General features: G+C 66.9%; 25 protein-coding genes. 12 read left to right on the forward strand and 13 right to left on the reverse strand.

What is annotated here, in order from left to right; translation table 11 throughout:
* Nucleotides 1-127: 127 nt before the first annotated feature.
* Together RYM47_RS00490 and RYM47_RS00495 are read left to right on the forward strand one after the other, a co-directional pair.
* Nucleotides 128-2,857, forward strand: coding sequence for a bifunctional acetate--CoA ligase family protein/GNAT family N-acetyltransferase (locus RYM47_RS00490; RefSeq protein ID WP_315385335.1), 2,730 nt, complete (start codon nt 128-130; stop codon nt 2,855-2,857).
* A 66-nt stretch (nt 2,858-2,923) separates the two neighbouring features.
* Nucleotides 2,924-3,622: an alpha/beta hydrolase gene (locus RYM47_RS00495; protein ID WP_315385337.1), complete on the forward strand. Its 699-nt coding sequence runs from the start codon at nt 2,924-2,926 to the stop codon at nt 3,620-3,622.
* A gap of 3 nt (nt 3,623-3,625) precedes the next feature.
* On the opposite strand, the gene dkgB is transcribed toward RYM47_RS00495, so the two are convergent.
* Nucleotides 3,626-4,429 carry a 2,5-didehydrogluconate reductase DkgB gene (gene dkgB / locus RYM47_RS00500; RefSeq protein WP_315385338.1) on the reverse strand — a complete coding sequence of 268 codons (804 nt, stop codon included), beginning with the start codon at nt 4,427-4,429 and terminating at the stop codon, nt 3,626-3,628.
* Nucleotides 4,430-4,502: 73 nt separating this feature from the next.
* Nucleotides 4,503-5,717 carry an MFS transporter gene (locus RYM47_RS00505; RefSeq protein ID WP_315385339.1) on the reverse strand — a complete coding sequence of 405 codons (1,215 nt, stop codon included), beginning with the start codon at nt 5,715-5,717 and terminating at the stop codon, nt 4,503-4,505.
* Nucleotides 5,718-5,823: 106 nt separating this feature from the next.
* On the opposite strand from RYM47_RS00505, the gene RYM47_RS00510 reads away from it, so the two are divergent.
* Nucleotides 5,824-6,726 (forward strand): LysR family transcriptional regulator, encoded by a 903-nt coding sequence (locus RYM47_RS00510; RefSeq protein WP_315385340.1) that lies wholly within the window; start codon nt 5,824-5,826, stop codon nt 6,724-6,726.
* Nucleotides 6,727-6,756: 30 nt separating this feature from the next.
* Here the strand turns inward: RYM47_RS00510 and RYM47_RS00515 are convergent, their stop codons facing one another.
* Nucleotides 6,757-8,880, reverse strand: a complete 2,124-nt coding sequence (locus tag RYM47_RS00515) for a methyl-accepting chemotaxis protein (RefSeq protein WP_315385341.1) — start codon at nt 8,878-8,880, stop codon at nt 6,757-6,759.
* Between the two features lie 193 nt (nt 8,881-9,073).
* On the opposite strand from RYM47_RS00515, the gene RYM47_RS00520 reads away from it, so the two are divergent.
* Together RYM47_RS00520 and RYM47_RS00525 are read left to right on the forward strand one after the other, a co-directional pair.
* Nucleotides 9,074-9,526 (forward strand): Rrf2 family transcriptional regulator, encoded by a 453-nt coding sequence (locus RYM47_RS00520; protein ID WP_315385342.1) that lies wholly within the window; start codon nt 9,074-9,076, stop codon nt 9,524-9,526.
* The gene (locus RYM47_RS00525; RefSeq protein WP_315385343.1) at nt 9,516-10,421 is read left to right on the forward strand and encodes an NAD(P)/FAD-dependent oxidoreductase; all 906 of its coding nucleotides are present in this window, start codon (nt 9,516-9,518) and stop codon (nt 10,419-10,421) included. Before RYM47_RS00520 ends, RYM47_RS00525 begins: the two co-directional genes overlap by 11 nt.
* A 9-nt stretch (nt 10,422-10,430) precedes the next feature.
* Here the strand turns inward: RYM47_RS00525 and RYM47_RS00530 are convergent, their stop codons facing one another.
* Nucleotides 10,431-11,381, reverse strand: coding sequence for an aldo/keto reductase (locus RYM47_RS00530; protein ID WP_315385344.1), 951 nt, complete (start codon nt 11,379-11,381; stop codon nt 10,431-10,433).
* A 174-nt stretch (nt 11,382-11,555) separates the two neighbouring features.
* On the opposite strand from RYM47_RS00530, the gene RYM47_RS00535 reads away from it, so the two are divergent.
* Together RYM47_RS00535 and RYM47_RS00540 are read left to right on the forward strand one after the other, a co-directional pair.
* Nucleotides 11,556-12,407 carry a methyltransferase gene (locus RYM47_RS00535; protein WP_315385347.1) on the forward strand — a complete coding sequence of 284 codons (852 nt, stop codon included), beginning with the start codon at nt 11,556-11,558 and terminating at the stop codon, nt 12,405-12,407.
* A gap of 53 nt (nt 12,408-12,460) precedes the next feature.
* Complete coding sequence (locus RYM47_RS00540) at nt 12,461-12,997, forward strand: pseudouridine synthase (RefSeq protein WP_315385349.1); 537 nt, start codon at nt 12,461-12,463, stop codon at nt 12,995-12,997.
* 123 nt (nt 12,998-13,120) lie between these two features.
* Here RYM47_RS00540 and RYM47_RS00545 read toward each other — a convergent pair whose 3' ends face one another.
* Together RYM47_RS00545 and hrpB are read right to left on the reverse strand one after the other, a co-directional pair.
* Nucleotides 13,121-13,510 (reverse strand): hypothetical protein, encoded by a 390-nt coding sequence (locus RYM47_RS00545; RefSeq protein ID WP_315385350.1) that lies wholly within the window; start codon nt 13,508-13,510, stop codon nt 13,121-13,123.
* A gap of 194 nt (nt 13,511-13,704) precedes the next feature.
* Nucleotides 13,705-16,209, reverse strand: coding sequence for an ATP-dependent helicase HrpB (hrpB, locus tag RYM47_RS00550; protein ID WP_315385351.1), 2,505 nt, complete (start codon nt 16,207-16,209; stop codon nt 13,705-13,707).
* Nucleotides 16,210-16,290: 81 nt separating this feature from the next.
* On the opposite strand from hrpB, the gene RYM47_RS00555 reads away from it, so the two are divergent.
* Nucleotides 16,291-17,106: a TatD family hydrolase gene (locus RYM47_RS00555; protein WP_315385353.1), complete on the forward strand. Its 816-nt coding sequence runs from the start codon at nt 16,291-16,293 to the stop codon at nt 17,104-17,106.
* Nucleotides 17,107-17,316: 210 nt separating this feature from the next.
* On the opposite strand, the gene RYM47_RS00560 is transcribed toward RYM47_RS00555, so the two are convergent.
* The 4 genes from RYM47_RS00560 to RYM47_RS00575 are packed head-to-tail and all read right to left on the reverse strand — an operon-like array spanning nt 17,317 to nt 20,826.
* Nucleotides 17,317-18,129 carry an epimerase gene (locus RYM47_RS00560; RefSeq protein ID WP_315385355.1) on the reverse strand — a complete coding sequence of 271 codons (813 nt, stop codon included), beginning with the start codon at nt 18,127-18,129 and terminating at the stop codon, nt 17,317-17,319.
* Between the two features lie 2 nt (nt 18,130-18,131).
* The gene (gene panE / locus RYM47_RS00565) at nt 18,132-19,070 is read right to left on the reverse strand and encodes a 2-dehydropantoate 2-reductase (protein WP_315385356.1); all 939 of its coding nucleotides are present in this window, start codon (nt 19,068-19,070) and stop codon (nt 18,132-18,134) included.
* On the reverse strand, nt 19,070-19,870 hold the full coding sequence (locus tag RYM47_RS00570) for an ABC transporter permease (RefSeq protein ID WP_070209485.1): 801 nt from the start codon (nt 19,868-19,870) through the stop codon (nt 19,070-19,072). The genes panE and RYM47_RS00570 overlap by 1 nt, the downstream gene beginning before the upstream one ends.
* Nucleotides 19,867-20,826 carry an ABC transporter ATP-binding protein gene (locus RYM47_RS00575; RefSeq protein WP_315385357.1) on the reverse strand — a complete coding sequence of 320 codons (960 nt, stop codon included), beginning with the start codon at nt 20,824-20,826 and terminating at the stop codon, nt 19,867-19,869. Before RYM47_RS00575 ends, RYM47_RS00570 begins: the two co-directional genes overlap by 4 nt.
* A gap of 105 nt (nt 20,827-20,931) precedes the next feature.
* Here RYM47_RS00575 and RYM47_RS00580 point away from each other — a divergent pair, with 105 nt between their 5' ends.
* Nucleotides 20,932-21,681 carry a ferredoxin--NADP reductase gene (locus tag RYM47_RS00580; protein WP_315385359.1) on the forward strand — a complete coding sequence of 250 codons (750 nt, stop codon included), beginning with the start codon at nt 20,932-20,934 and terminating at the stop codon, nt 21,679-21,681.
* 327 nt (nt 21,682-22,008) lie between these two features.
* Nucleotides 22,009-22,242 (forward strand): SymE family type I addiction module toxin, encoded by a 234-nt coding sequence (locus tag RYM47_RS00585; RefSeq protein WP_070209482.1) that lies wholly within the window; start codon nt 22,009-22,011, stop codon nt 22,240-22,242.
* Nucleotides 22,243-22,414: 172 nt separating this feature from the next.
* Here the strand turns inward: RYM47_RS00585 and RYM47_RS00590 are convergent, their stop codons facing one another.
* From RYM47_RS00590 to RYM47_RS00600, 3 genes are all read right to left on the reverse strand, one after another.
* The gene (locus tag RYM47_RS00590) at nt 22,415-22,966 is read right to left on the reverse strand and encodes an RNA 2'-phosphotransferase (RefSeq protein WP_315385362.1); all 552 of its coding nucleotides are present in this window, start codon (nt 22,964-22,966) and stop codon (nt 22,415-22,417) included.
* 129 nt (nt 22,967-23,095) lie between these two features.
* On the reverse strand, nt 23,096-24,580 hold the full coding sequence (locus RYM47_RS00595) for a serine hydrolase (protein WP_315385363.1): 1,485 nt from the start codon (nt 24,578-24,580) through the stop codon (nt 23,096-23,098).
* A 134-nt stretch (nt 24,581-24,714) separates the two neighbouring features.
* Complete coding sequence (locus RYM47_RS00600; protein WP_315385364.1) at nt 24,715-25,290, reverse strand: DUF4291 domain-containing protein; 576 nt, start codon at nt 25,288-25,290, stop codon at nt 24,715-24,717.
* A 329-nt stretch (nt 25,291-25,619) separates the two neighbouring features.
* On the opposite strand from RYM47_RS00600, the gene RYM47_RS00605 reads away from it, so the two are divergent.
* Both RYM47_RS00605 and RYM47_RS00610 read left to right on the forward strand, forming a co-directional pair.
* Nucleotides 25,620-26,057, forward strand: coding sequence for a hypothetical protein (locus RYM47_RS00605; protein WP_315385365.1), 438 nt, complete (start codon nt 25,620-25,622; stop codon nt 26,055-26,057).
* A 217-nt stretch (nt 26,058-26,274) separates the two neighbouring features.
* Nucleotides 26,275-26,520 (forward strand): hypothetical protein, encoded by a 246-nt coding sequence (locus RYM47_RS00610; RefSeq protein WP_315385366.1) that lies wholly within the window; start codon nt 26,275-26,277, stop codon nt 26,518-26,520.
* Nucleotides 26,521-26,524: the final 4 nt, after the last annotated feature.

The following is a 26,524-nucleotide window of genomic DNA, read 5'->3' on the forward strand; positions in this document are numbered from 1 at the left end:
CATGCGTTCGTCGCCCGATGACATGTCCACGGCGGTCGTTTGGGAACCGACCCTACCGCCCAGGCATCGTATGCGCGTTTGCGCCGGATCATCCCGCTGGCACGGCCAGCCGTGTACCGTGTAGTGCATGAGCATCTACCACCTGCAGTCCGTATTCCGCCCGCAGTCGGTGGCCGTCGTCGGCGGCAGCCCGCGCGAGCGCTCCGCCGGCCGCGCGGTGATGCGCAACCTGCGCGCCACCGGCTTTCCGGGCAAGGTCGCGTGGATCAACCCGCGCTACGGCGAGATCGACGGCATCAGCACGGTCAAGCGGCTCAAGGATCTGGACTGGGTGCCGGAGCTGATCGTCATCACCGCGCCGGCCAGCATCGTGCCGCAGGTGGTCGCCACCGCCGCCGAGCGCGGCGTGGCGGCGGCCATCATCCTCACCGCGAACCTCGGCCAGGGGCCGGGTTCGCTCAGCGAGCAGGTGGAAGCCGCCGCGCGCCCCAAGGGCCTGCGCATCCTCGGCCCGCACTGCCTGGGCGTGATCGCGCCGCATGCGCGGCTCAATGCCAGCATTGCCGCGCACTTCCCGCAGGCCGGCGACCTGGCGCTGATCTCCGAATCCAGTGCGATTGCCGCCGCCCTGGTCGAATGGGGCGTGGCGCGTTCGGTCGGCTTCTCCGCCGTGGTCTCGCTCGGCGACGCGCTCGATGTCGACTTCGGCGACCTGCTCGACTACTTCGCCACCGACTACCGCACCCGCGCCATCCTGCTGTACGTCGAACACATCCGCGACGCACGCAAGTTCATGTCGGCGGCACGCGCCGCCGCGCGCGCCAAGCCCGTGGTGGTGGTGAAGTCAGGCCGCCACATCCGCATCGATCCCGACGGCGACACCCACGTGCAGGCGCTGGCCAGTTCCGACGCGGTGTACGGCGCGGCCTTCAACCGCGCCGGGCTGCTGCGGGTGAGCGCGCTGGACGAGCTGTTCACCGCCGCCGAAACACTGGGCCGGCTCGGCACCTTCCCGGGCCGGCGGTTGGCGATCCTCAGCAATGGCGGCGGGGTGGGGCGCTTGGCCGTGGATCAGCTGCTGGCACTGCGCGGCAGCCTGGCCGAGCTTTCGCCGGGCACCATCGCCGAGCTCGACGCGGTCCTGCCGGAAGGCTGGTCGCGCAGCAACCCGGTCGACATCGTGGTCGACGCCGACGGCGAGCGCTACGCAGCCGCCATCGACGCGCTGATGTCCGACCCCGGCAACGACGCGGTGCTGGTGGTCAACGTGCCGACCGCGTTCACCTCCTCGGCCGATGCTGCGCAGGCGCTCACCCGCACGCTCGGCCTGCGCCCGCGGCATCACCGCGACAAGCCGGTGTTCGCGGTCTGGCTTGGCAACGACGACCGCGCCACGGCCACCCTCAACGCTGCGCGCGTGCCGACGTACCCAACCGAGGCCGAAGCCGTGCGCGGCTTCCAGCACCTGGTGCGTTACCGCGACGCGCAGGCCGCGCTGATGGAGACCCCGCCCAGCCTGCCGCAGGATTTCGTGGTGGATACCGCTGCCGCGCGCGCGATCGTCGAGGCCGCGCTGGCCGCCGGCCAGCAGTGGCTGGACCCGATCGCCACCCACCAGCTGCTGTCGGCCTACGGTATTCCCTCCGCGCCGGTGATGCAGGCGCGCGACGCGCATGAAGCGATGGACCTGGCCCAGCCGTTGCTGGAGCAGGGCGCCACGGTGGCGGTGAAGGTGTTTTCCGCCGACATTCCGCACAAGTCCGACGTGGATGGCGTGCGCCTCAACCTGGGCACGTTGCAGGCGGTGCAGGCGGCAGCCAGTTCCATCCTCGCGCGCGCCCGCGAGCTGCGCCCGAACGCGCGCATCGACGGCGTGCTGGTGCAGCCCACCATCGTGCGGCCCAAGGCGCGCGAGTTGATCGCCGGCATTGCCGACGATCCGACCTTCGGTCCGGTGGTGGTGTTCGGTCGCGGTGGCACCGCAGTGGAGGTCATCGACGACAAGGCACTCGCGCTGCCACCGCTGGACCTGCGCCTGGCCCATGAGTTGATCGGCCGCACCCGCGTCTCGCGCATCCTCAAGGCGTATCGCGACGTCCCGGCCGCCGATGAGCGCGTGGTCGCGCTGATCCTGGTCAAGCTGGCCCAGCTCGCCGCCGACATTCCCGAAGTGCGCACCCTGGACATCAACCCGCTGCTGGCCGACCGCGACGGGGTGATCGCACTGGACGCGCGCGTGGCCATCGCGCCGTCGCGCAAGCTGCACAAGGGCCGCGGCCATCCGCGCTTCGCCGTGTTTCCGTATCCCAAGGAGTGGGAGCGCACCATCACCCTCTCCGACGGCGCGCCGGCGTTCGTGCGCCCGGTGCGGCCGGAAGACGACGCGCTGTTCCGCGCCTTCTTCGCGCGCGTGTCCGACGACGACCTGCGCCTGCGCTTCTTCCAGTCGGTCAAGCACTTCAGCCACGAATTCATCGCGCGCCTGACCCAGCTCGACTACGCCCGCTCCATTGCGCTGGTGGCGATCGACCCGCGCAGCGGCGACATGCTCGGCGCGGTACGCCTGCATGCCGACGCCGATTACGACCGCGGCGAGTACGGCATCCTGATCCGCTCGGACCTCAAGGGTCACGGCATCGGCTGGCGCCTGATGAGCATCATGATCGAATACGCCCAGTGGCTGGGCCTGAACATCGTCGAAGGGCAGGTGCTGCGCGAGAACAGCACCATGCTGGCGATGTGCCAGGCGCTGGGCTTCAAGACAAAGCTGGACCCCGACGATCCCACCGTGATGGTGGTGACCCTGCCGGTGCAGGAGGCGCAGGCAGCGGTGCCGCCGGAGGGCATTACGCACTGACCGGTGCGGAACACACCGGACCAGCGGCAACGCGCCCTTGTCGGCAGGATCGCCGACAATGAGCGCATGACCGAACGCATCCCCCTGTTGTTGCTGCCCGGCCTGCTCAACGACGCCGAACTCTGGCGCGCGCAGATCGCAGACCTGTCCGATATCGCCGACTGCACGGTGGGCGACCAGACCCGGGGCGAGACCCTGCAGGCGGTGGTCGACGACGTACTCGCACAAGCACCGCCACGTTTCGCCCTGGCCGGGTTTTCGCTGGGCGGGTTCGTCGCCCAGCAGATCCTGCGCGTGGCGCCCGAGCGCGTGTTGCGGCTGGCGCTGATCGACACCTCCATCCATGCCGACTCGCCGGAACGCGCCGCCCAGCGCCAGACCCAACGCGCCAGTGTGCGCCTGCCCGGCACCTTCCATGGCTTCGGCGACAAGCTCATGCGCAGCTACATCGACGCCTCGCGGCTGGACGACTACGTACTGGTGCAGCGCGTGCGCGACATGACCGCGCGGCTGGGCGCCGAGGTCTTCCTGCGCCAGAGCGCACTGGACCGCAGCGACGGTCACGACGTGCTGGCCGGCTACCGCGACCCGCTGCTGATCGTCTGCGGCGCCAACGACCGCATCACCCCGCTGCCGATCAGCGAGGAGATGCACGCCTTGGTCCCCGGCTCAACGCTGGTGGTCATTCCCGATTGCGGCCACCTGGCGCCGATGGAAAAGCCGGAAGAGGTCAGCGACGCCATGCGGGAGTGGCTGCGGCGCTGACCCTCAATCCCACGCAGGCGCAATCCCTTCCGGATTCGCCAACCGCTGCCCACGATCCAGCGTCGCAATCTGTGCCATGTCCTCGTCGGACAACTTCAGGTCGGCCGCCAGCAGGTTGCTCGCCAGGTTCTCGCGACGGGTGGAGGAGGGGATCACCGCGAAGCCCTGCTGCAGCGCCCAGGCCAGCGCCACCTGCGCCGGCGTGGCGTCGTGGCGGTCGGCGATCGCCTGGATCACCGGGTCCTTCAGTACCTCGCCATAGGCCAGGCTCATGTAGGCGGTGACATGGATGCCCTGTTCGCGCAGGAACGCGATCAGCGCACGGTTCTGCAGGTACGGGTGCACCTCGACCTGGTTGGTGGCGATGGCATCGGCGCCCAGGATCGCAATCGCCTGGCGGGTCAGGTCGATGGTGAAGTTGGAAATGCCGATCTGCCGGGTCAGGCCTTTGGCCTTGGCTTCGGCCAGTGCACCCAGGTACCCGGCCATCGGCACCGCGTCGGCCGGCGAGGGCCAGTGGATCAGGGTCAGGTCGACATGGTCGGTGCGCAGCTTGCGCAGGCTTTCGCGCAGGCTCTCCAGCAGCGCGTCGTGCTCGAAGCTGGCGATCCAGATCTTGGTGGTGAGGAACAGCTCCTCGCGCGCCACGCCGGACTCGGCGATGGCCTGGCCGACCTCGGCTTCATTGCCGTAGATCTGCGCGGTATCGATGGCGCGGTAACCCACGTCCAGTGCGTTGCGGACCGAGTCGATGACGGTCTGGTCCTTCAAACGGAAGGTGCCGAGCCCGAAGGCGGGAATGCTCATGGAAAGTCCTGAAGGGGGGAGGAGGGCAGTGCAGGCTACGCCGGGCACTGTTAAACGAGGGAAATCGAACGGATCAGTGCGCGGCAACCACCAGGCCTTCGGCACGTTCGCCGACACCATCGCGGCGATCCAGCCGGCCGCTCAGCACGGTCAGGCCCAGCGCACCCAGCACCACCAGGCCGCCCAGCCATGGGGTGTGCATCAGACCGAGGTGGTCCACCACCAGGCCGCCCAACGAAGCGCCCATCGCGATGCCGACGTTGAACGCGGCGATGTTCAGGCCCGAGGCCACGTCCGCGGCCTGCGGGGCAAAACGTTGCGCCTGCTTCACCACATACACCTGCAGCCCGGGCACGTTGCCGAACGCCACCGCGCCCAGCGCCAGCACCGTGAGCAGCACCAGCCAGGTGTTGTGCGCGGTGAAGGTCAGCGCGAACAGCACCAGCGCCAGCAGCCCGAAGATCAGCTTCAGCGCCGGCACCGGGCCGCGGCGGTCGGCCAGGCGGCCGCCCCACAGGTTGCCGACCGCCACCGAGACGCCGTACACCAGCAACACCAGGCTCACCGCGTTCGGCGAGAAGCCGGTGACGTCCTGCAGGATCGAGGCCAGGTAGGTGAAGGACAGGAACGTGCCGCCGTAGCCCAGCGCGGTGATCGCATAGACCAGCAGCAGGCGCGGCTGCGCCAGCACCGCCAGCTGCTGGCCGAAGGTGGCCGGCTCGCTGCGCTGCAGGTTGCGCGGCACGAACAGCAGGCTGCCGAGCAGGGCGATCACGCCCAGCGCGGCCACTGCCAGGAAGGTGGCGCGCCAGCCCAGGTGCTGGCCGATGAAGGTGCCCAGCGGCACGCCGGTGACCAGCGCCACCGTCAGCCCGGTGAACATGATTGCGATGGCGCTGGCCGCTTTCTCCTTCGGCACCACCGAGGTGGCGATGATCGAGCCGATCGAGAAGAACACACCGTGCGCCAGGCCGGTCAGTACCCGGGCCACGATCAGCGAGCCGTAGCTGGGTGCCATCCAGGCAATCACGTTGCCCAGCGTGAACAGCACCATCAGCGCCACCAGCAGGGTCTTGCGCGGTACCCGCCCGGTCAGCGCGGTCAGCACCGGCGCGCCCACCGCCACGCCCAGCGCGTACAGCGACACCAGCAGGCCGGCCGAGGGCAGGGACACGCCCAGGTCGGCGGCGATGGTCGGGATCAGCCCGACGATGACGAATTCAGTGGTGCCGATGGCGTACGCACCGAGCGTGAGCGCCAACAAGGCCAAGGGGATGCCACGGGACATGACGGTTACCGGTGGAAGAAGAAGGTGCGCAGTCTGCGCGCCGCACTCTTGCTGAAAAACCGGTCTTCACGCCAATGACTCTTGCTTCATGGTCAATAATGGGGGCATGAAGACCACCCTCGATGAAATGCAGGCGTTCATCGCCGTGATCGACAGCGGTTCGATCACCGCGGCCGCCGAACAGCTGGGCCAGACCACCTCCGGGGTCAGCCGCGCGCTGGCACGGCTCGAGGAGAAGCTCGGCACCACGTTGCTGACCCGCACCACCCGGCGCCTGCAGCTCACCGAGGAGGGCGATGCCTTCCTCGCCCAGGCGCGCGCCATCGTGGCCTCGGTCGAAGCGGCCGAGGAACAGGTGGCCGCGCGCCGGCAACGCCCGGCCGGGCGGCTGCGCGTGGATGCGGCGACCCCGTTCGTACTGCACGTGATTGCCCCGCTGGTGGCCGGCTATCGCGCGCGTTACCCCGAGGTGCAGCTGGAACTCAACAGCAGCGAGCGCTACATCGACCTGCTCGAACGCCGCACCGACGTGGCCATCCGCATCGGGCCGCTGGCCGACTCCACCCTGCACGCGCGCCCGCTCGCGCACAGCCGCCTGCGGGTGCTGGCCAGCCCGGCCTACCTCGCTGAGCGTGGCACGCCGAAGGCCGTGGACGACCTGGCCGGGCACGCACTGCTCGGCTTCAACGAACCGGACTCGCTCAACCACTGGCCGCTGCCAGGAAGCACCGACGCGCTGCTGCACATCCGCCCGGTGGTGGCGGTGTCGAGTGGCGAAACCCTGCGCCGGCTGGCGCTGGAAGGCGCCGGCATGGTCTGCCTGTCCGACTTCATGACCCAGCGCGACCGTGATGCCGGCACGCTGGTACAGGTACTGCCCGCCCTTACCGTGGAGGTGCGCCAGCCCATCCACGCCGTCTACTACCGCAACACGGCGGTGTCGGCGAGGATCACCTCGTTCCTGGATTACCTGGCCGGGAACATGACCGGCGCGCCCTTCATCCGGTAGGTGCCGGCCGCTGGCCGGCACACCGCCGCATTACGCCGCGCGCGACAACGACGGCGCCACCGGCGCCAGCACGAACACATCCACTGCATCGTTCAGCGCGATGGCCTGTTCTTCCATGCTGCGTGCGGCGGCGGACGCTTCCTCGACCAGCGCTGCGTTCTGCTGGGTCGCCTCGTCCATGTGCACCACGGTCTGGCTGACCTGCTCGATACCGGCGGTCTGCTCCTGCGACGCGGCCGAGATCTCGGCCATGATGTCGGTCACCCGCTGCACGCCGCTGACGATCTCGCCCATGGTCTGACCCGCCTCGTGCACCAGTCGCGAGCCGGTGGTGACATCGTCCACCGACGCTTCGATCAGCGTCTTGATCTCCTTGGCCGCACCGGCAGAGCGCTGCGCCAGCGTGCGCACCTCGCTGGCCACCACCGCGAAACCACGTCCCTGCTCACCGGCCCGCGCTGCTTCCACCGCCGCGTTGAGCGCCAGGATGTTGGTCTGGAATGCGATCCCGTCGATCACCGTGATGATGTCGGCGATGCGACGCGACGAGCTCTCGATCGCGCTCATCGTGGTCACCACCTGGCCCACCACCTCGCCGCCCTGCGCCGCCACGCTGGCCGCACCGATCGCCAGCTGGTTGGCCTGGCGCGCGTGCTCGGCGTTCTGTCGCACCGTGGAGGTCAGCTCTTCCATCGACGCCGCCGTCTCTTCCAGGTTCGCCGCCTGCTGTTCGGTGCGCTGGGAAAGATCGTTGTTGCCGGCGGCGATCTCGCTGGCTGCAGTCTGGATCGCCTGCGCGGCGCGCTTGATGTCGCCGACGATGCCGGTGAGCTGCCCGCTGGTCAGCGCGACGTCATCGCGCATCCGCGCGAACACGCCATGGAACTGGCCGTGCATGCGCGCGCTGAGGTCGCCGCGCGCAATCGCCTGCAGCACGCCGGAGACCTGGCCCAGGTCGCGCTCGGTGGTTTCCATCAGCTGGTTCAGGCCGCCGACCATGTCGCGGAAATCATGCTGGTAGCGCGCTGCGTCGCCGCGCTGGCTGAAGTCACCGGCCGCGGCGGCCATCGCCAGCCGCTTGATCTCCGCATTGATCGAACCCAGGTTGTGCTTCACCGCGTCCAGCGCTTCGGTGATGACGGCCTTCTCGCCCGGCAGGCGCTGCATGTCCTGCGACAGGTCGCCCACCGCGTAGCGGCCCATGATCTCGATGGCGCGCAGCTGCACCTGCAGGTGCGCGTCCACCAGCGCGTTGCTGTCGTTCACCATCTGCCCATAACCACCCGGGAACGCGCTGGCGTCCATCCGGTAGCTGATCTCGCCCGCGTCGTGGCGGTGCGCCATGCCAGCCTGTGCGGCCAGCACGCTCTTCAGGGTGTGGGTCACGTCGGTCATCGCCTGGCCAAGGCGGCCGATCTCATCGCGGCTGCGTACCTGCACCGTGTGGTCCAGCTCGCCGCGCGCCACCGCACGCGCCGCCGCCTCCACCGCGACAACCGGCGCGATCACCGAACGGCGCAACCACACCGCCAGCACCGCCATCAGGATCACGGCGGCCAGCGCGGTCAGCGCCGCGCACACGACCAGCATGCGTCGCGCCTGCTCCGAGCGCGCTTGAACGGCACGTTCGGCCACCGCGGCCGTCTGCTTGCCCAGCGCATCCAGGGTGGTGCCCAGCGCACGGTCCTTGCCGCGCACCAGCGCGTCGCCTTCGACCGGGCTGTAGCCGCTTGCGGCGAAGGCTTCGAGCGCACCGTGGTAGTCCTTCTCCAGCACCGCATGCTGCGCCAGGAACGCTTGCGCCAGCCGCACCGTTTCGGCGTCGCCTTCACTGGCGAGGGTCTTCGCCAGTTCGCGGCTCTTGTCGCCCTGCGCATCGAAGGCGGCCAGGTGCTTGGTCCGCAGCGCTTCATCGCCGCCACGCAGCAGGACGTTCTTCCACTCCTGCACCTGCATGCGGAACTCGCGCTGCAGACCTTCGGCCTGCGCGTTGCGCGCCACTTCCGGCGGAATGGTGGTCGACAGGTTCAACCAGGCCGAGCCCAGCCCGGCCAGTGCGCACAGCACCACCACGGCCAGGCCAAGCGACAGGGCGCCGAGCAGCTTGAACTGCAGGCTGAAGGCACGCGCGGGCGCGGTAGAGGAGGTCTTCATCGCGGGTCACTACAAAAAGAGGGAAGGGTCGATGGCGGTATCGGAACCGTCGCTCCCTTCTGAAGTGCGATGCACAGCACATTTCCTGTCTCATTCATGCATATGAAACATTTCTTACAGCTGAAATATGTCACCGGTAGAACAATCGACGCGGTTGCACCGGCTTCTTCCTTTATGTAACTATCGTTGTTACATGAAAGCCAGCAACCAGTTTTCCGACGCGCTCCACATCATGGCCCACCTCGTTGGCCAGGCCGGACCGCGCACCTCCGAACAGCTCGCGACCTGCCTGCCGACCCACCCGGTGGTGATTCGCCGCCTGCTCGCGGCCCTGCACAAGGGCGGGCTGGTGCACACCGCGCGCGGCCATGGCGGCGGCAGCCAGCTCGCGCGCGACCCGGCCAGCATCACCCTGCACGACGTATATGTCGCCTTGGGATCGCCCGCACTGCTGCACACCGGCGTGCGTGAAACCGGCGGGGGCTGCCCTGTGCAGCAGGTGGTGAACACCGCGCTGGATGAAAGCTACCAACAGGCGCAGGCCCTGCTCGAAGCACGCCTGCGCGACACCACCCTGGCCACGCTGGGCGAAGCCTTCGCCCAGCATCTGGCCCACCATGCCGCAGGAGTTCCGCATGAGCTTTGATGCCGTGATCGTCGGCGGCAGTTTCGCCGGCCTGTCCGCCGCCATGATGCTGGCGCGTGCCCGCCGCAGCGTGCTGGTGGTCGACAGCGGGCTGCCGCGCAACCGCTTCTCCAACCACTCGCACGGTGTGCTCGGGTTGGATGGGATCTCCGGCAGCGACCTGCTGCGCCAGGCCAAGGGGCAGCTGCTGGACTACTCCACCGTGCGTTGGGCGACCGACACCGTCATCGATGTGCAGCCCACGGTTGACGGCTTTGCGGTCACCAGCGCAAGTGGCGAAACCTGGGCGGCACGCAAGCTGCTGCTGGCTACCGGCATCCGCGACGTACTGCCCGAGCTGCCCGGGCTGGCCGAGCGTTGGGGCCACAGCGTGCTGCACTGTCCCTACTGCCATGGCTATGAGATCGGCGGCGGCCAGATCGGCCTGCTCGGCGGCCACGCGATGTCCAGCATGATGGCCGGGGTGCTCGCCGACTGGGGACAGGTCACCCTCTTCGCACACGGCATGACCTTGGACGACGAGGCCCTCGCCACCCTGCAGCGGCGCGGCGTACGCGTTGAGACCGAACAGGTGGTGGCGCTCGAAGGCGAGGCACCGCAGCTGAGCGCGGCACTGCTGGCCGACGGCCGGCGCATCGACCTGCGTGCCCTGTTCGTCAGCGCGCGCCAGCAGATGGCTTCACCGCTGGTGGAGCAGCTGGGCTGCCAACTCGATGAAAGCCCGGTCGGCGTGCTGATCCGCGTTGACGCGCAGAAGCAGACCACGGGGCCCGGGGTGTACGCGGCCGGCGATGCCACCGTGATGGGCAACATCACCCTGGCCAGCGCCGAAGGGGTGCGTGCAGGGGTGAGCCTGCACCACGCGTTGATCGCGGACGATCCGGCAATTCCGTAGAGCCCGGCTCTACGCGCTTGCGGACTCCAGCTGGGCGACGTCTTCCGCCGTCAAACCGACCTGCGCTGCCGCCAGCACATCGCGCAACTGCTCCTCGCTGGTCGCACTGACAATCGGCGCGGTGATGCCCGGCCGCGCGATCAACCACGCAATCGCCACCTGCGCCGGCGTAGCGTTGTGACTGCTGGCCACGTCGTCCAGCGCCTGCAGGATGCGCAGGCCGCGGGGGTTCACGTACTTGCCCACCACGCTGCTGCCGCGCGAGCTGCTCTTGCCTGCATCCTCGGCGCTGCGGTACTTGCCGGTCAGGAAACCGCTGGCCAGCGAGTAGTAGCTGATCACGCCCAGCCCATGCTCCCGTGCCACCGCCTCCAAACCGTCTTCATAGCCGGCACGGTCATACAGGTTGTACTCCGGCTGCAGCGTCTCGTAGCGCGGCAGCTTGTAATCCTCCGAGACCTTCAATGCCGCCTGCAGCCGTTCGGCGCTGTAGTTGGATGCGCCAATCGCCCGCACCTTGCCCTGTTCGATCAACCGGCCGAACGCGGCCAGCGTGGTCTCCAGCGGCGTGGACTCGTCGTCTTCGTGCGCCTGGTACAGGTCGATCACATCGGTCTGCAGGCGACGCAGCGAATCCTCCACCGCCGCGGCGATGTTGTCGGCCGACAGCCCGGGGTGCTCGGCCCATTTGGCCACCTTGGTGGCCAGCACCACCTTGTCACGCTTGCCACTGCGCTGGAACCAGCGGCCCAGGATCGCTTCGGATTCGCCGCCCTTGTTGCCCGGTACCCACGCCGAATACGCATCCGCGGTATCGACCAGGTTGTAGCCGGCGTCCACGAACGCATCCAGCAGCGCAAACGAGGTTTTCTCGTCGGCACCCCAGCCGAACACATTGCCGCCGAACGCGATGGGAAGCACTTTCAGGCCGGAACGGCCGAGTTCGCGCGGTGCAGTCATGGGCAATCCTCCAGTCAAAACCAAGAACCACAGCATAAGTCCCTGTCCATGACACCGCTGCGGCGCCGGCCACAAAACAGTGTTCCGCTTCGCTGCACTGCACTAACGTTTTGTGAACACCTTTGACATCGCGGCTGCTAGGCTCGCCGCATCCCGTCCACCGTAGGTGATTCGATGAAAGCCCGTTCGCTCAGCTGTGCCTGCCTGTTCACCGTCTCCACGCTGCTGCTTGCCGCCCCCGCCATGGCCGTGAAGCCGGCTGGCGCCAACGCCCAGGTCGCGATCACCCCGGCCGTGCAGGCCGCCGTGGACGGCAAGGGCCGCGATGCGGCCAACGTGAAGCGTGACGCATACCGCCACCCGGCGCAGACGCTGTCCTTCTTTGGCGTGGAGCCGGGCAAGACGGTCGTGGAAATCACGCCTGGCGGTGGCTGGTATTCCGAGATCCTGGCGCCGCTGCTGCGCGACAAGGGGACCTACGTGGCCGCCGTGGTCGACCCCAAGGCCGTGGCCGAAGGCAAGGGCCGCGACTACCAGCAGCGCCAGATCGACGGCCTGCAGAAGAAGTTCGGGGCCACCCCGGGCATGTATGACAAGGCCAAGGTAATGCCGTTCGACCCGAACGCACCGAAATTCGGCGCGGACAACTCGGCCGATGTAGTGCTCACCTTCCGCAACGTGCACAACTGGCGCAGCGCCAACCAGGCCGAGGGCATGTTCAAGGGCTTCTACAGCGTGCTCAAGCCGGGCGGCGTGCTCGGCGTGGTCGAGCACCGCGCCAAGGCCGACGTGCCGGCCGACGACAAGAGCGGCTACGTGGGCCAGGCCCAGGTGATCGCCATGGCCGAAGCGGCCGGGTTCAAGCTGGCCGGTACCAGCGAGATCAACACCAACCCGCGCGACACCAAGGACTACCCGAACGGCGTGTGGACCCTGCCGCCGGTGAACAACCATGACGCCGCCGACGATGCGAAGTACAAGGCGATCGGCGAAAGCGACCGCATGACCCTGCGCTTCGTGAAGTAACGCTGCAGCCCGGATGGGTGGGACAATGGCGAACTGCCGCTGCTGTCCCGCCCATGCTCATCGCCTTCAACAAGCCTTTCAACGTGCTGTGCCAGTTCACCGACAGCAGCCAGCCGCCGCGTGCCACGCTGGCCGGGTTCGGGCTGCCGCCGGACGTGTATGCGGCCGGGCGGCTGGACTACGACAGTGAGGGCCTGCTGCTGCTGACCGATGATGGCCGGCTGGCGCATCGGCTGACCGACCCGCGCCACAAGGAAGACAAGACCTATTGGGTGCAGGTCGAGGGCGCCCCCGCTGACGAGCAGCTGCAGGCGTTGCGCCGTGGCGTGCAGTTGAACGATGGGCCGACATTGCCGGCGCGGGTGGAACGGCTTGAAACGCCGACGTTGTGGGAACGCAATCCACCGGTGCGCTTTCGCAAGACCGTGCCGGATGCGTGGCTGGCCATCACCCTGCGCGAAGGCCGCAACCGTCAGGTGCGGCGCATGACCGCAGCGGTTGGATTGCCGACGCTGCGGCTGGTGCGCGTGGCGATGGGGCCACATGGTCTGGACGGTCTTCAGCCCGGCGAATGGCGAACCCTCCGGTAGAGCCACGCCCTGCGTGGCTGAACGCGGCACCGATCAACGTCGCAGCCACGCAGGGCATGGCTCTACCGGCAAAGAAAAACCGCCGGGCAAGCCGGCGGTTTTCAGTTCGGCGTATTGCAACAATCAGGCGTCGCTGCCGATGTCGCTGTGCTCGTCCACCACGGTGGTGTTGCGGCGGTTGCGCGCGTTGATGCGTTCGGCCTGGCCGTTGACCACGTGGCCGTTGGCGAGCTTCTTCTTCTGCTGCTTGCGGTACAGCGCATAGCCCAGCAGGCCCACGCCCACCGCCGCCACCGCAATCGTGGCCGCCGGGTTGCGGCGAACGACCTTGGACGCCACCTTGGAACCGGTCTTCACCGCCCCGAGCGCGGCGCCGGTCTTGATCCAGTCGGTCGCCTGCGGACCGAGGTGGCGCAGGTGGCTGCCGGCATGCTTGAGGCCGTCGCCGGCGTTGCTTGCCAGATCCAGTGCACGCTCCAGGGCGCGGTCGGTAATCACGGTCAGTCTGCTCATTGGGGGTCCTTTGCCTCGGTTCGAAATCCAGTGTCGCGCGGGGGCCGTGTAGGGCGCGTTATCCGCCGGCTACGATCTGGTCACCACCATAACCAATACCCGCAATCGATTCAGGTGCGGCCCACCGCGCCGATTGGCTGCCAGACATGAACGAACACCGGGTCGAGCCACGCCCTGCGTGGCTGCACGCGGGATCAGGTCCCCCGCGGCTTGGCCCGATGCGTGGCGGTAGCCGTCCAAGGATCATCCGGCCAAGGATGCTTCGGATACCGCCCCTTCATCTCCTTCTTTACCTCGGCATACGTGCTCGCCCAGAAGTTCCGCAGGTCCTGGGTCACCTGCAGCGGGCGCCCGCCCGGGGACAGCAGGTGCAGGGTCAGCGGAATACGCCCATCCGCAATGCGCGGGGTATCGGCCAGACCGAACAGTTCCTGCAGCTTTACTGCCAGCACCGGCGGTTGCGGGGTGTGCCCGTCCGCCTCCAGCGCGTAATGGATGTTCCGCTCCATCCCCGACGGCACCGCCATGCGCATCGGTGCGTGGCGGTCGATCAGCTGCCGCTGCGCCCACGGCATCGGCGACTTCAGCGCTTCGCCCAACGCCGACTCATCCAGCGCATCCAGTCGGGTCTTGCCGTTGAACGCCGGGGTCAGCCATGTCGGCAACGACTTCATCAGCGCGGCATCGGAGACATCCGGCAGTTCCAGTTCCGGCATCCACGTGCGCAGTGCAACGGCGCGCGCCTGCCACTGGCGCAGCCCGTCGGTCCACGGCAGGGCATCCAGGCCCAGCTCACGGACCGCGTCGGTCAGTGCCTGTGCGGCCTGGGCCGGGTCGACCCGGCCGGCTGAACGGCTGTCCAGCACGATGCGGTCGAAGCGGCTCTCGCGGCGGGCCACCAGGGCGCGCTTTTCCGCATCCCAGCGCACCACGTCTTCCTGTCGGAAGCGGTCAGGGAAATCGCGGCGCAACCGGTTCTCGTCCACCGGCGCCGCACGCAGCAGCAGCGCGTCGCGCGCCTCGTACCGGAGTTCCACCGCCACCAGCCACGGCTCACCGCGCAGGTCGCTGGGGTCGAACAGGCGCGCGCTGCGGCCGTTGGCGAGCAGGTAGCGCTGCGGGTCGGTCGGGTGGCGAGCGGCGATCCGGTCCGGAAACGCGTGTGCGAGCAGGTCGCCCAGCTGGTGCGCTTCCACCGTGGTCGGAGGTGCGGTGTCGCAACGCAGGCGTCGCCGCCACTGTTTGCTGGCCGCGTCGATGGCCGCCAGCGCGCCGCGGTTGGCGTCGTGAGGCGCTCGCCCCTGCCGGAACGCGGCCAGCGCCCGCCAGCGTGCGGCCAACGCATCACCACCCTGGCGCAGCGGGTCGCGCGCTTCCACCAGCGCGGCCAGGTCGCAGGCCAGCGCCTGTTCGCTGCCGTTGCCGGCCGCCAGCAGCATTGCGGCCAAACGCGGATGCGTGCCCAGCGCCAGCATGCGCCGGCCCAGCGTGGTCAGCGCGCCATCTCTGCCCAGCGCGCCCAGCCGCTGCAGCAGCTCGCGCGCGGCCGCCATCGCGCCCACGGGCGGAGCGTCCACGAAGCGCAGGTCATCGCTGCCCCACGCGGCAAGCTCCAGCATCAGCGCCGCCAGCTCCACCTGCGCAATCTCCGGTCGGCGTTGCGCTTCCAGCCGCTGCGACTGCGGCCACAGCCGCCACGCCCAGCCCTCCGCCACGCGCCCGGCGCGGCCCGCGCGCTGGTCGGCGGAGGCCTGCGCGATGTTCACCACGTCCAGCCGCGAGAAGCCGCTGTTGGGGTCATAGCGTGGCTCGCGCGCCAGCCCAGCATCGATCACCACGCGCACGCCCGGCAGGGTCACCGAGGACTCGGCCACGTTGGTGGCGAGCACCACCCGGCGCTGCCCATCCGGATCCGGCTGCAGCACGCGCGACTGTTGTTCCACAGGCAGTTCGCCGTGCAGGGGCAGCACCTGGATGTCGCCCGGCAGCGCCTGTTCCAGCGCCGCCAGGGTGCGTGAAATCTCGCGTTGGCCGGGCAGGAACACCAGCACATCGCCAGGATGCTCCGCCAGCGCCTGTTCCACCGCGCGGCGTGCCTGCGCTTCCAGCGCTTCGTCGCGGCGGGCCGGGAAGTGGCTGACCGCGACCGGGAAACTGCGCCCCTCACTGCTCAGGCGCGGTGCGTCCAGGAACTGCGCCAGGCGCTCGCCGTCCAGCGTGGCCGACATCACCACGATGCGCAGGTCCTCGCGCAGCTGTGCCTGCACGTCGAGCGCGAGCGCCAGACCCAGGTCTGCCGCCAGATGGCGTTCGTGGAATTCGTCGAACAACAATGCGCCCACGCCCTCCAGCATCGGGTCGTCCTGCAGCATCCGGGTCAGGATGCCTTCGGTGACCACCTCCACCCGGGTGCGCGCCGACACCTTGTTCTCGAAGCGTATCCGGTAGCCCACCGTCTCGCCGACGGCTTCGCCCAGCTGCCGCGCCATGAACTGCGCCGCACTGCGCGCAGCCACCCGTCGCGGCTCCAGCATGATGATCTTCCGACCTTCCAGCCACGGCGCGTCCAGCAGTGCCAATGGCACCTGGGTAGTCTTGCCTGCGCCGGGAGGCGCTTCCAGCACCAGGCGCGGATGCGTGGCCAGGTGCGCGGCGATCTGCGGCAGCAACGGGGAAATCGGGAAATCGGGCGCGCTCATGCCGCAAGGATACGGGCCGCGGGCAGGGGCCGCACGGGCGGCACGCTACAATGGCGCGATCAACTGTCCTGTAGCTGCCTAATGCAACTGATCGATATCGGCGCCAACCTCACCCACGATTCCTTCGACCGCGACCGCGACGCCGTGCTGGCCCGCGCCCGCGACGCCGGCGTGGTGCAGATGGTGCTGACCGGGGCCAGCCGCGAGCACTCGCCGATGGCACTGGACCTGGCACGCCAGCATCCCGGCTTCCTGTACGCCACCGCCGGCGTGCACCCGCACCACGCGGTGGAGTACACCGACGAGTGCGACGCCGAAATGCGCGCCCTGCATGCGCATGCTGAAGTGGTGGCGGTGGGCGAGTGCGGCCTGGACTACTTCCGCGACTTCGCGCCGCGCCCGGCCCAGCACCGTGCCTTCGAGCGGCAGCTGCAGCTGGCCAGCGAGGTACGGAGCGCCGATGGTGCGCTGAAGCCGCTGTTCCTGCACCAGCGCGACGCGCACGCCGATTTCATGGCGCAGATGAAGAACTTCGACGGCCGCATCGGCGCGGCGGTGGTGCACTGCTTCACCGGCGAGCGCCAGGAACTGTTCGACTACCTGGACCAGGACTGGTACATCGGCATCACCGGCTGGCTGTGCGACGAACGCCGTGGCGCGCACCTGCGTGAACTGGTCAAGCACATTCCGGCCGAGCGCCTGATGATCGAAACCGACGCGCCGTACCTGCTGCCGCGCAGCCTGAAGCCGATGCCGAAGGACCGCCGCAACGAACCGATGTTCCTCAAGCACATCGTGGAAGAGCTGGCGCGGGATCGGGGCGAAGACGTCGCGACCACGGCAGCGAATGCCACGGCGGCCACGCGGACGTTCTTCCGCCTACCCGACGCGCGCTGATACGGTCGGCAGCGGCCTTGGTAGGGTCGCATCCCAATCGACCGCCGATATCAGCGCGCAGATCATCCAGGGCATGACGCATGGCGAAGGCGCGTCTCCGAAGAGGTCAATGCGTCAAAGCGCCGATTAATGTAATCGGCGGGGCGCTCCTTCGCATCCTGCGAACGCGCCACTAGTGCATCCATGCACGTCGTCGTTTGGAAACCGACCCTACCTGAGCGCGTCCTGCAACCCTTCGCGATACGTAGCGAACTTCGGCGCCCACTGCAGCGCCTCACGCGTCCCGCGACTGTCGATCCGTTTGCACCCGGCATAGAACCTGCGCAACGCCGGGCGCAACGAAGGATCGTCCCACGCCACTGCAGGCGGCATCTCAAACCCTCCCAACGCCGCCGCATACGCCAGCACCTCTTGGGGCGCTGCCGCTTCATCGTCGCAGGGCAGGTACAACGCCTCGCGCTCGTCACAACGCATCGCCGCCACCACAACCGCCGCAAGGTCTTCCACGTGCAGCCGGTTGAACACCAGCCCCGGCTTCAGCACATGCCGCGCGCGTCCTTCGGCCAGCTGCACCAGCGCATTGCGTCCACGCCCATACAGGCCGGGCAGGCGGAATACCGCCGATCCGATGCCCTTGTCCAGCGCAAACGCACGCCACTGCTGCTCGGCCAGCAGACGCCTCCGCGCCGCTTCATCCACCGCATCGGCCGCCGAATGCTCATCCACCCAGCCACCATCGCGGTCGGCATACACGGCAGTAGAAGAGAGATACCCCACCCATCGCAGCGCAGGGCTGTCGCGCAGTTCCGCCGCAAGCAAACGCAGCATGGGATCGCCATCCCCATCCGGAGGAACCGTACAAAGCACCGCCTCCGCACCGCGAATGACCTCTGGCGCCACCGCAACATCCCGCACCGTGCCACTGCAGGCCACGCCCAACGACTGCAGCAACGCCGCAACATGTCGCCCGGCATACCCCAGCCCCAACACCAGCACCCGCGCCGGAAGCGCACCGGCCGTCATGTTCAACCCGCGCGGTTGCGCTGGTACGCCTGCAGATGCGCATACGCAACCGCCAGCAGCGGCGCCGCCTGGCCCGCCGCGCGCGCCCGCGCCAGCATGTCGCCCACGATCTGCGCCGCCTCGACCTGTTGCCCGGCTTCCAGATCGCGCAACATCGATGCCTTCAACGCCGAGCCGTCCTGGGTCAGCGCAGACAGCGCAATCGCGCGCGCCTTTTCCGGGACCGGCTCACCGGCCGCGTCGGCCACCGCCAGGCACTCGTCATACAAGCCGCGCACCACCGCAGCACCGTCGTCGGTCGCCACGATCGTGCCCACATCGGCCCGCATCACGCACGTGGCCGCCGCCAGCGCGGTCAGGAACGTGTACTTCACCCACTGTTCCTGGCCAATCGCATCGCTTGCCACATGGTCCACCCCGGCCTGCACGCACGCCGCCGCCAGCGCCAACACCCGCGCACTGCCGCCGGGCGTATCGCGCTCGCCAAACGTGATCTTCGCGGCAGGCGCCAGGTGCAGCACCGCACCATCCTCAGCCTTGGCAGCACTGATGAAACACAGCCCGCCGAGCACCGCATCGCGCCCAAAGCGCGCATCCAGCGCCGCGTAATGGCGCAGCCCATTGAGGATCGGCAGCACGGTCGTACGCGACGACACCGCCGGCGCAATCGCCTCGATCGAGCTCTCAAGGTCATAGGCCTTGCAGCTCAACATCACCAGGTCAAACGGCTGTTCCGCCGCCAGCGCAGGCAGCGCGTCAGCCGTCACATGCGCCACCGGGAAGGTGGCATCACCCAGCGGACTGCGGATCACCAGCCCGTCGCGCGCCAACTGCGCCGCGCGGGCCGGCCGCACCAGGAACGTGACATCCACCCCTGCCTGGGCAAGCCGCCCGCCAAAGTAGCCGCCGGTGCCACCGGCACCCAGTAAAAGGATGCGCATCAGCTGCGCATCCCGACACCACGCTTCAGCAGCCAAAGCGCCAGCGCGGTCAGCGCCACCACGAAGCCGATCATCAGCGCGTAGGCCACCCACAGCGGCACGTCGCTGCTGCCCAGCAGGCCGTAGCGGAACGCGTTCACCATGTAGAAGATCGGGTTCGCGTGCGTGGCCGCCTCGGCCCAGCCCGGCAGCAGCTTCACCGAATAGAACACACCGCCCAGGTAGGTCAGCGGGGTCAGGATGAAGGTCGGCACGATCGCCACGTCATCGAACTTCTTGGCGTACACCGCGTTGATGAAGCCGGCCAGCGAGAAGATCGTCGCGCCCAGCAGCACCGTGGTCAGCGTCACCAGCGGGTGCGGAATGCGCACCGGCGTGAAGAACATCGCGATGATCAGCACGATGATGCCCACCATCAGACCGCGCAGCACCGCACCGGCCACGTAACCCCACAGGATCACCCAGTTCGGCATCGGGCTCACCAGCAGCTCTTCCACGTGCCGCCCGAACTTCGCCCCGAAGAACGATGAACTGATGTTGCCGTAGCTGTTCTGGATCACGCTCATCATCACCAGGCCCGGCACGATGAACTGCATGTAGCTGTAACCGCCCATCTCACCCACGCGCGAACCGATCAGCCCGCCGAAGATCAGGAAGTACAGCGTCATCGTGATCGCCGGCGGCACCAGGGTCTGGCCCCAGATGCGCAGGATGCGCGCCACTTCGCGGCGCACGATCGTCATCAGCGCGATCCGGTTGCGCTGGCCGTCGGTCAGGACCGGGGTCGGGGTGCTGCTCATGCCGCATTCTCCTGGTTGCCGGTGAGCCGCACGAACAGCTCCTCCAGCCGGTTGCTCTTGGTCCGCATCGAACGCACCCGGATCCCCGACGCGTTCAGCGCCGCGAACACACGGTTGAGGTCCATCGCACGCGGCATGTCCACGTCCAGCGTGTGCCCGTCGATGGCCGTGATCGTGGTGCCCTCGATCAGCGGCAGCTGCGCCGGCAGCTCACCGTCGATATCGAACAGGAAGCCTTCCACGTCCAGCTTCGCCAGCAGCTCGCGCATCGGCCCCTGGGTGACGATCTGGCCGTGGTTGATGATGGCCAGGTTGCGGCACAGGTGCTCGGCCTCTTCCAGGTAATGCGTGGTCAGGATGATCGTCGTGCCGGCCGCGTTGATCTCCTTCAGCACCCGCCACATGTCGCGGCGGATCTCGATGTCCACGCCCGCGGTGGGTTCGTCCAGGATCAGCAACCGCGGCCGGGTCATCATTGCCCGCGCGATCATCAGCCGGCGCTTCATGCCGCCCGACAGCGTGCGGCTCATCACCTGCGCCTTTTCCCACAGGTGGGCGCGCTTGAGCTCGACCTCGGCCATCTGCTCGGCCTCCTCGCGTGCCACCCCGTAGAACCCGGCGTAGTTCACCAGGATGTCGAAGGGCTTCTCGAACAGGTTGAAGTTGATTTCCTGCGGCACCAGCCCGATCAGGCGCATGGTGGCGCTGCGGTTGCGCACCAGGTCGCTGCCGAACACCTCCACCTGGCCTTCACTCAGGTTCACCAGCGAGCTGATGATGCCGATAAGGGTGGACTTGCCGGCCCCGTTCGGGCCCAGCAGCGCGAAGAAGTCACCCGGGGCAACGTCCAGCGAAACGCCTTTCAGCGCCTGGGTGCCGTTGTCATAGGTCTTGCGGAGGTCGCGCACCCGCAGGGCGGGGGCGGTACTGGTCGCGGGGGGATTCTGGGATGCCAAGCTCTTGCCTTCGCGCCCAAGGGTCGGCGCTGGATAGGGGCGGGGGAGCGGCTATTATAGAAGGCCTCAGGGGTTTGCCCCGGCTACACACTGTTTCCCAAATTCGTGCCTGTTCAATTCCCCCTCAAGCTGATCGACCGGCGCATGCTGGCCCCCACCGTCGGCCATTACCAGTTCCTGCGTGATGACGGCCAACCGCTGGATTTCCAGCCCGGCCAGTTCATCCAGGTCCATTTCGAGTACGCCGACGGCACCGCCACCAAGCGCAGCTACTCCCTGGCCACGATCCACGATCACGCCATGGCGCCCGGCGAAGCCGTTGATATTGCAGTCAGTTTCGTGCCCGGCGGCGCCGCCACGGCCCTGTTCGAGGGCCTGGACCTGGGCGGCCACGTGACCGCCAGCGGCCCGTTTGGCCGGTTCTGCCTGATGCCGGGCGACCACAACGCCCGCTACCTGCTGATCGCCACCGGCACCGGGGTCACCCCGTACCGCTCCATGCTGCCGCTGCTGGCCACCGCCATGGCCGAGCGCGGGGTCGAAGTGGTGCTGCTGCAGGGTGCCCGCACCCCCGAAGAGCTGCTCTACAGCGACGATTTCTACGCCTTCGCCGCCGCCCACCCCGGGTTCCGCTACGTCCCGTGCCTGTCCCGCGAGCTGCCGGAAGACCCGCACCCGGACGTGCGCCACGGCTACGTGCAGCAGCACCTGGCCGAATTCGCCCCCAACCCGGCCACCGACATCGCTTACCTGTGTGGCAACCCGGACATGGTCGACGCCACCTTCGAAGCCCTGAAGGAAGCCGGCCTGCCCACCCCCCAGGTGCGCCGCGAGAAGTACGTCAGCAGCAAGTAGCGCCGGGCTCTGCCCGGCGGGTTTGCTCATAACGTCAGCCGTCATCGATGGAACCTGCTTGAATCGCTGGACGCCTCACGCGTCCATGGTGAACGCAGTTCTCGGAATCGCGATTCACGCGATCTATCGGAAGCCCATTAGATGGCAGAAACGCCAATGGGTAGGCGCCGTCAATGAGACCGCGAAAACCAATAGAAAAAACCTAATTGCCTCACGGCTGTCCAGCGCGCACGGTGCAGGTCGGAGCGCAAAACTCTTGAGCATGCTGGATGTGGGCTCCGATTCCCTCGCCATTCCGTCGAGGGTCACAACCATTGGAGGTCAACCGTGCAAAAGCAGATTCCGGTCTTGAAGATCCAAGGCCAATGGCTGCGTGAGATCGGCTTCACCGCAGGGGCGAAACTGAAGATCGAAGCCAGGAAAGGCGTCATCACCATCAAGGTGGATCCGCCTGTGAAGTTTCCACTCGCCACCGGTCGTCCTGGGGTGACCTACCACCCAATGTCCCGAATTACCCCGACAAGGTACTTCTACGCGAAGGTGGAAGCAGAAACGCATTGAGGCAGCATCGCCTCTACAGATGCCCCGACCCGGTTGAAGGGACATTGGCCACCATGCACATGGTCCCACCAAGAGTGGTCAAGAGAGTCCGGCCCGCAGCACGGTCGCAAACGAACGCCCGCCATGCGCGGCCGTTCGCTTCTTCATAAGTCGACATTGGTGCCGGTGTCCATCAGTTATCGAGGGGGGTGAGGCTGTTGGCGGGAACCTGCTCCACCAGCCAAACGCCATTGTCTGCCTGGAAGAATCTGAATCCCTGCTGGTGCATGCGCAGGGCTTCAACTCTCAGGATGACCGGTTTGCCGTAGCGCTCGCCAACTGTCGTGGCTGTGCTCATGTCCTCGGACAGGTGCACGTGGTGACGCTGGCCGGGACGCAATCCTTCCGCCAGGATCGAGTCCAGGAACCGCGTGGCGGTACCGTGGTACAGGAAGGTCGGCGGCTCCTTGGCGACGTGCCGGATGGCGACGCTGTCCGTGTAATGCCCCTGTACGGCGCGGATACGTCGATTGTCGTCGGAGAGCGCAAAGCGCTTCTTGTCGCTGCTGCTCACCACGGCCTGGATCAGCTCGCGGTCAAGCTCCCGGCCGGCGGCTTTGCTTCCGGCAATCAAGGCGTCCACATCCGCCCAACCTTCGCTGTCCAGCGTGATGCCAATGGCGTGGGGCTCGTGGCGCAGAACGTAGCTAAGGAACTTGCTGGTATCGGTGAATTCTTTGCTCATGCGTCCATACCTGATATTGATGGAAAGCCTGTCCACTACACGTAGTTCTGAGCGCGTTGCAGCCGGTACAAAGTACCGTCGTGCGGTCGTTCAGTCACCAAGGCGCTGAAGGCGCTGCCGATGAGACGCTTACCTCCGAGCGGCGTGGTAGACATTCGCGCCGCGATCCAGAGAGACGCCCGTCACCTTGCTTTCTGCATTGCGGGTGACGTTCAACACCATGTCCTGATCGGTAGTAAAGAACGCTGTTGCAGACTGCGCATGCAGCTCCATGCGCGCTGCGCCGAACAGATCGCTCTGCAGATACAGCCGCTCGCCTTCCGCACTGATCACCACGGGCGTGTCCATCAGTCGATAGGTGCCTGCAATCTGCTGGTTGTTCGCCGCGTCGCCAGCTATGGCCACTTTCTCGGTCACCTTGAACTCCGGCCAGTCGTACTCGGCGGAGATGCTGGCCAGGATCTCCGAGATCAAGGCCGCGCCGTTGTCGCTGTTGGTCAGGATCGCCACGCCCTGGCCGCTGTGGGTGTAACCATAGATCTGCGCGCGGAAGCCGTTGGTGCCACCGCTGTGCGCGAAGCTGGTGCGTCCGCCCAGGTCTTCCACGTACAGCCCCAACCCATATTCGCCCAGGCCGCGCGTCACCATCTGCTGGGCACTGTCGTGCGTCAGCACCTTGCCGGGCGCGCCATCGGCAGCGCGCTGCACTTCAAGCACCACCTGCGCCAGATCCGTGGGCGTCGTCCACAGCCCGGCAGCAGCTGACTCCGGATAACGCCGCCAGCCGCCCGCGACGGGTTGCCCCTCCGTACTGAATCCGGTCGCTGCCAGCGCACGCTGGGGCGGTGAGAGGTCCACGTCAAAGGTGCTGTGGGTCATTCCCAGCGGGCCAAGCACCGCCCGCTGCATGTACTGCCCGAACGATTGCCCGGACGCTTCGGTGACCATCAGCTGCACCACGCTGAAGCCCCCGCCCGAATAGCGCCACAGGGTGCCCGGCCGCACATCCACCCGCACCGGATCCGAATCCGCCGGTGGGGTGCCGTCCAGCATCTGCAGAAGAGAGGGCAATGCCTGCCCCTGCGGATAGCCGAAGTAGCCGTGCACCGTCGTGCCCGCACTGTGGTTCAGCAGCATGCGGAGAGTAGGCTGCGTAGCGCGGGTAAGCGCGTTGTCCGGAATCTTCCATGCGTTGAGCTGGTCATTGGCCGGCGCATCAAGCGACAGCGTGCCCTGCTGGACCAGCTGCATGGCGCCCAGCGCACTGACAGGTTTGCTGACCGACGCGGCCTGGAACAGGGTGTCTACCGTGGCGGTGCGGGGCGTTTCCCCATCAGCGTTGACCACACCGTAAGCACGCGCCCACTCGACGCGGCCGTTCTCGATGAGCGCGATGCTGACTGCAGGCACCTTATGGAAGGCCATGCGCGCTCGCAGGTCCATCTTTCCGCCGCCAGCACCTCTGATGACTACCGGCGTGGAAAGGCCCGACTCCACGCGCGCGATGCGGTCCTCCTGCATGGCACTAGAGGCGTCCCCGGCCAAGGCCGGAGCGCTGCAGAGGCCGAAGACGGCCGTCATGAGCGCAACCCGAAGGGGCGTGGCCTGCTGCATGTTGCGGAAGTGCATCGACGGTTCCGGGCATGGCTGAAGTGGAGCGACGATACCGCATCGCCGCGTCTGCGGTAGCCCTTTCAAAACGGCCATCAGGTCCCGTCGTTGTCCAGATGGCGGGCCCTGTGCGTTGCTCAGCCCGGCAAGAACGGTCTTTCAATGGGAAGGGCGGCCTTCGCCTCTTCCAGCCGCTCCTCCGCTACCAGCGCATGTATCTGATGGGCGAGGGGTGTGACGTCGGTAATCCTTTGGATCCAATCCCCGATGTAGAGGCGGACAGCTTCACCACTCAGGCCAACCTGGATCGCGCGGTGCTCAAGGGGGCGATGGTGCAGGTCGCGTTCGGGGTCCCACTGCACCCGCACGGGCGAGCGCTTCTTCAGCGCATCCCACTCCTGCTCGTCCATCCCCGGTTCGGGATGGCTGGCGCAGCCGTGCGCCAATGCCCACTCAAAGCCCTCGCGGGCAATGTCGATCGCAAGGATGCGGGCCTGGCCTTCGTCCTTGTAGCCCCAGCCTGCGCGATACATCATCCACAGGAAGGAGGGCTTGATCCACGTCATCCGCTCCATCTTGAATGGCGGTGCGACAAAGGTCTGATGCTTCAGGGCACTCTCGGCGATGGTATCCGAGTAGGCCTGGTAAACGCGAAGGGTGGCATCATCGTACTGGGCGCGGATCTGCCGCACCGGAATCATGGTCGCTGTCATTGCGTGCGTTATAGCCGAGGTAAGAGACTCGAGTATTTGCGGGATGACGGACGGTGGCGAGTGGCTGACAACCGGCCCTCCCGGGATCGTGAAGTCCTGGCACGCGCCGGTACGGTTGCCCGATTCTGAAGTAATCTTCAAATGGCAAGTATGGAGCTCCAATCCATTGATAACATGGAGCTGGCCCGGTGGGCTGTCAACGGTCTCTATGCGCATGCCACCCGATGCCGTGGCGCATCTTGAATCCTTGAGTGTCGTTGCAATCATTGGGAACAGAGCGTGTCGCCAACTTGAGTGAGCCGCCTGCGATCACAAACTGGAGCGCTGGAATGATTGCTGCGGAACTATTGATTGGGTCTGGACTTTGCGGTTTCCTGGATAGAATTCTCGCCGAGCATGAGAATACTGATGTTGTAGTGACTCGCATTGCAGGGCGAACCTACGCAACCGTTGGTGAATTGGGTTTTTCGTTGGTGTCAGAAGACGGCGTCTCCATTGATGTTGTCCAGCTGCACGGGGATGGATCGGGCTATGGAGCCATCGCGCTCACTTTGCCTTGGGGTCTGTGCATGCATGATTCACGCGAAGTGGCTCAGTCAAAGCTGGGCCTTCCTACCCAGAGCGGCGGGGAGGCCCACCACCCGGTCACAGGTCATGAGATGCGTGCTTGGGGCGCCTACACTGTGCGTGGATATCGCTGCCATCTTGAGTATCATCCTAATGATGCCGGAATTGCGTTGCTCTCAATCGAAGCTGCGTCGAGTTAGGAGTTGAGCTTGGGCTGGGCCCCATTGCTCGACTGCCTACCATGGATGCGATTCCGGTAGTGAGGGCGCAAAAACTGTCTAACGCTAGCCGAGGAGGCTGAGCCGGCCGTTGTAATCGAAGGATCTTCGTTTTGGTTCGTTCTATTGCCACACATTGCAGCGTACCTGCAACCACGATCCCCGATGTAAGTTCAACAGTATGAGAAGTGTTCCTGAGTTGCTGCGCCTGGATCTACGTACGTTCTGCTATGTAGAGTGGTATGAGTTGGATGAGTTGGCGACTATCATCACGCGTGGTGACTCGGATTTTGATGCCGACGAGTTTAAGGCTCAGCTCGAACGTCTCGTTGGATCGGAACGTGTTCCGGTTGAGGAGTTAAACGAAGTGACTGGTTTGGCGTTCGACAGTGATGAAGAGGCAAGGCAGTGGCTCATAGCGGTACAGCGCGAGTTGTTCCGCTGAACTC

This window comes from uncultured Stenotrophomonas sp. (assembly GCF_963519125.1).
Classification (GTDB): Bacteria; Pseudomonadota; Gammaproteobacteria; order Xanthomonadales; family Xanthomonadaceae; genus Stenotrophomonas.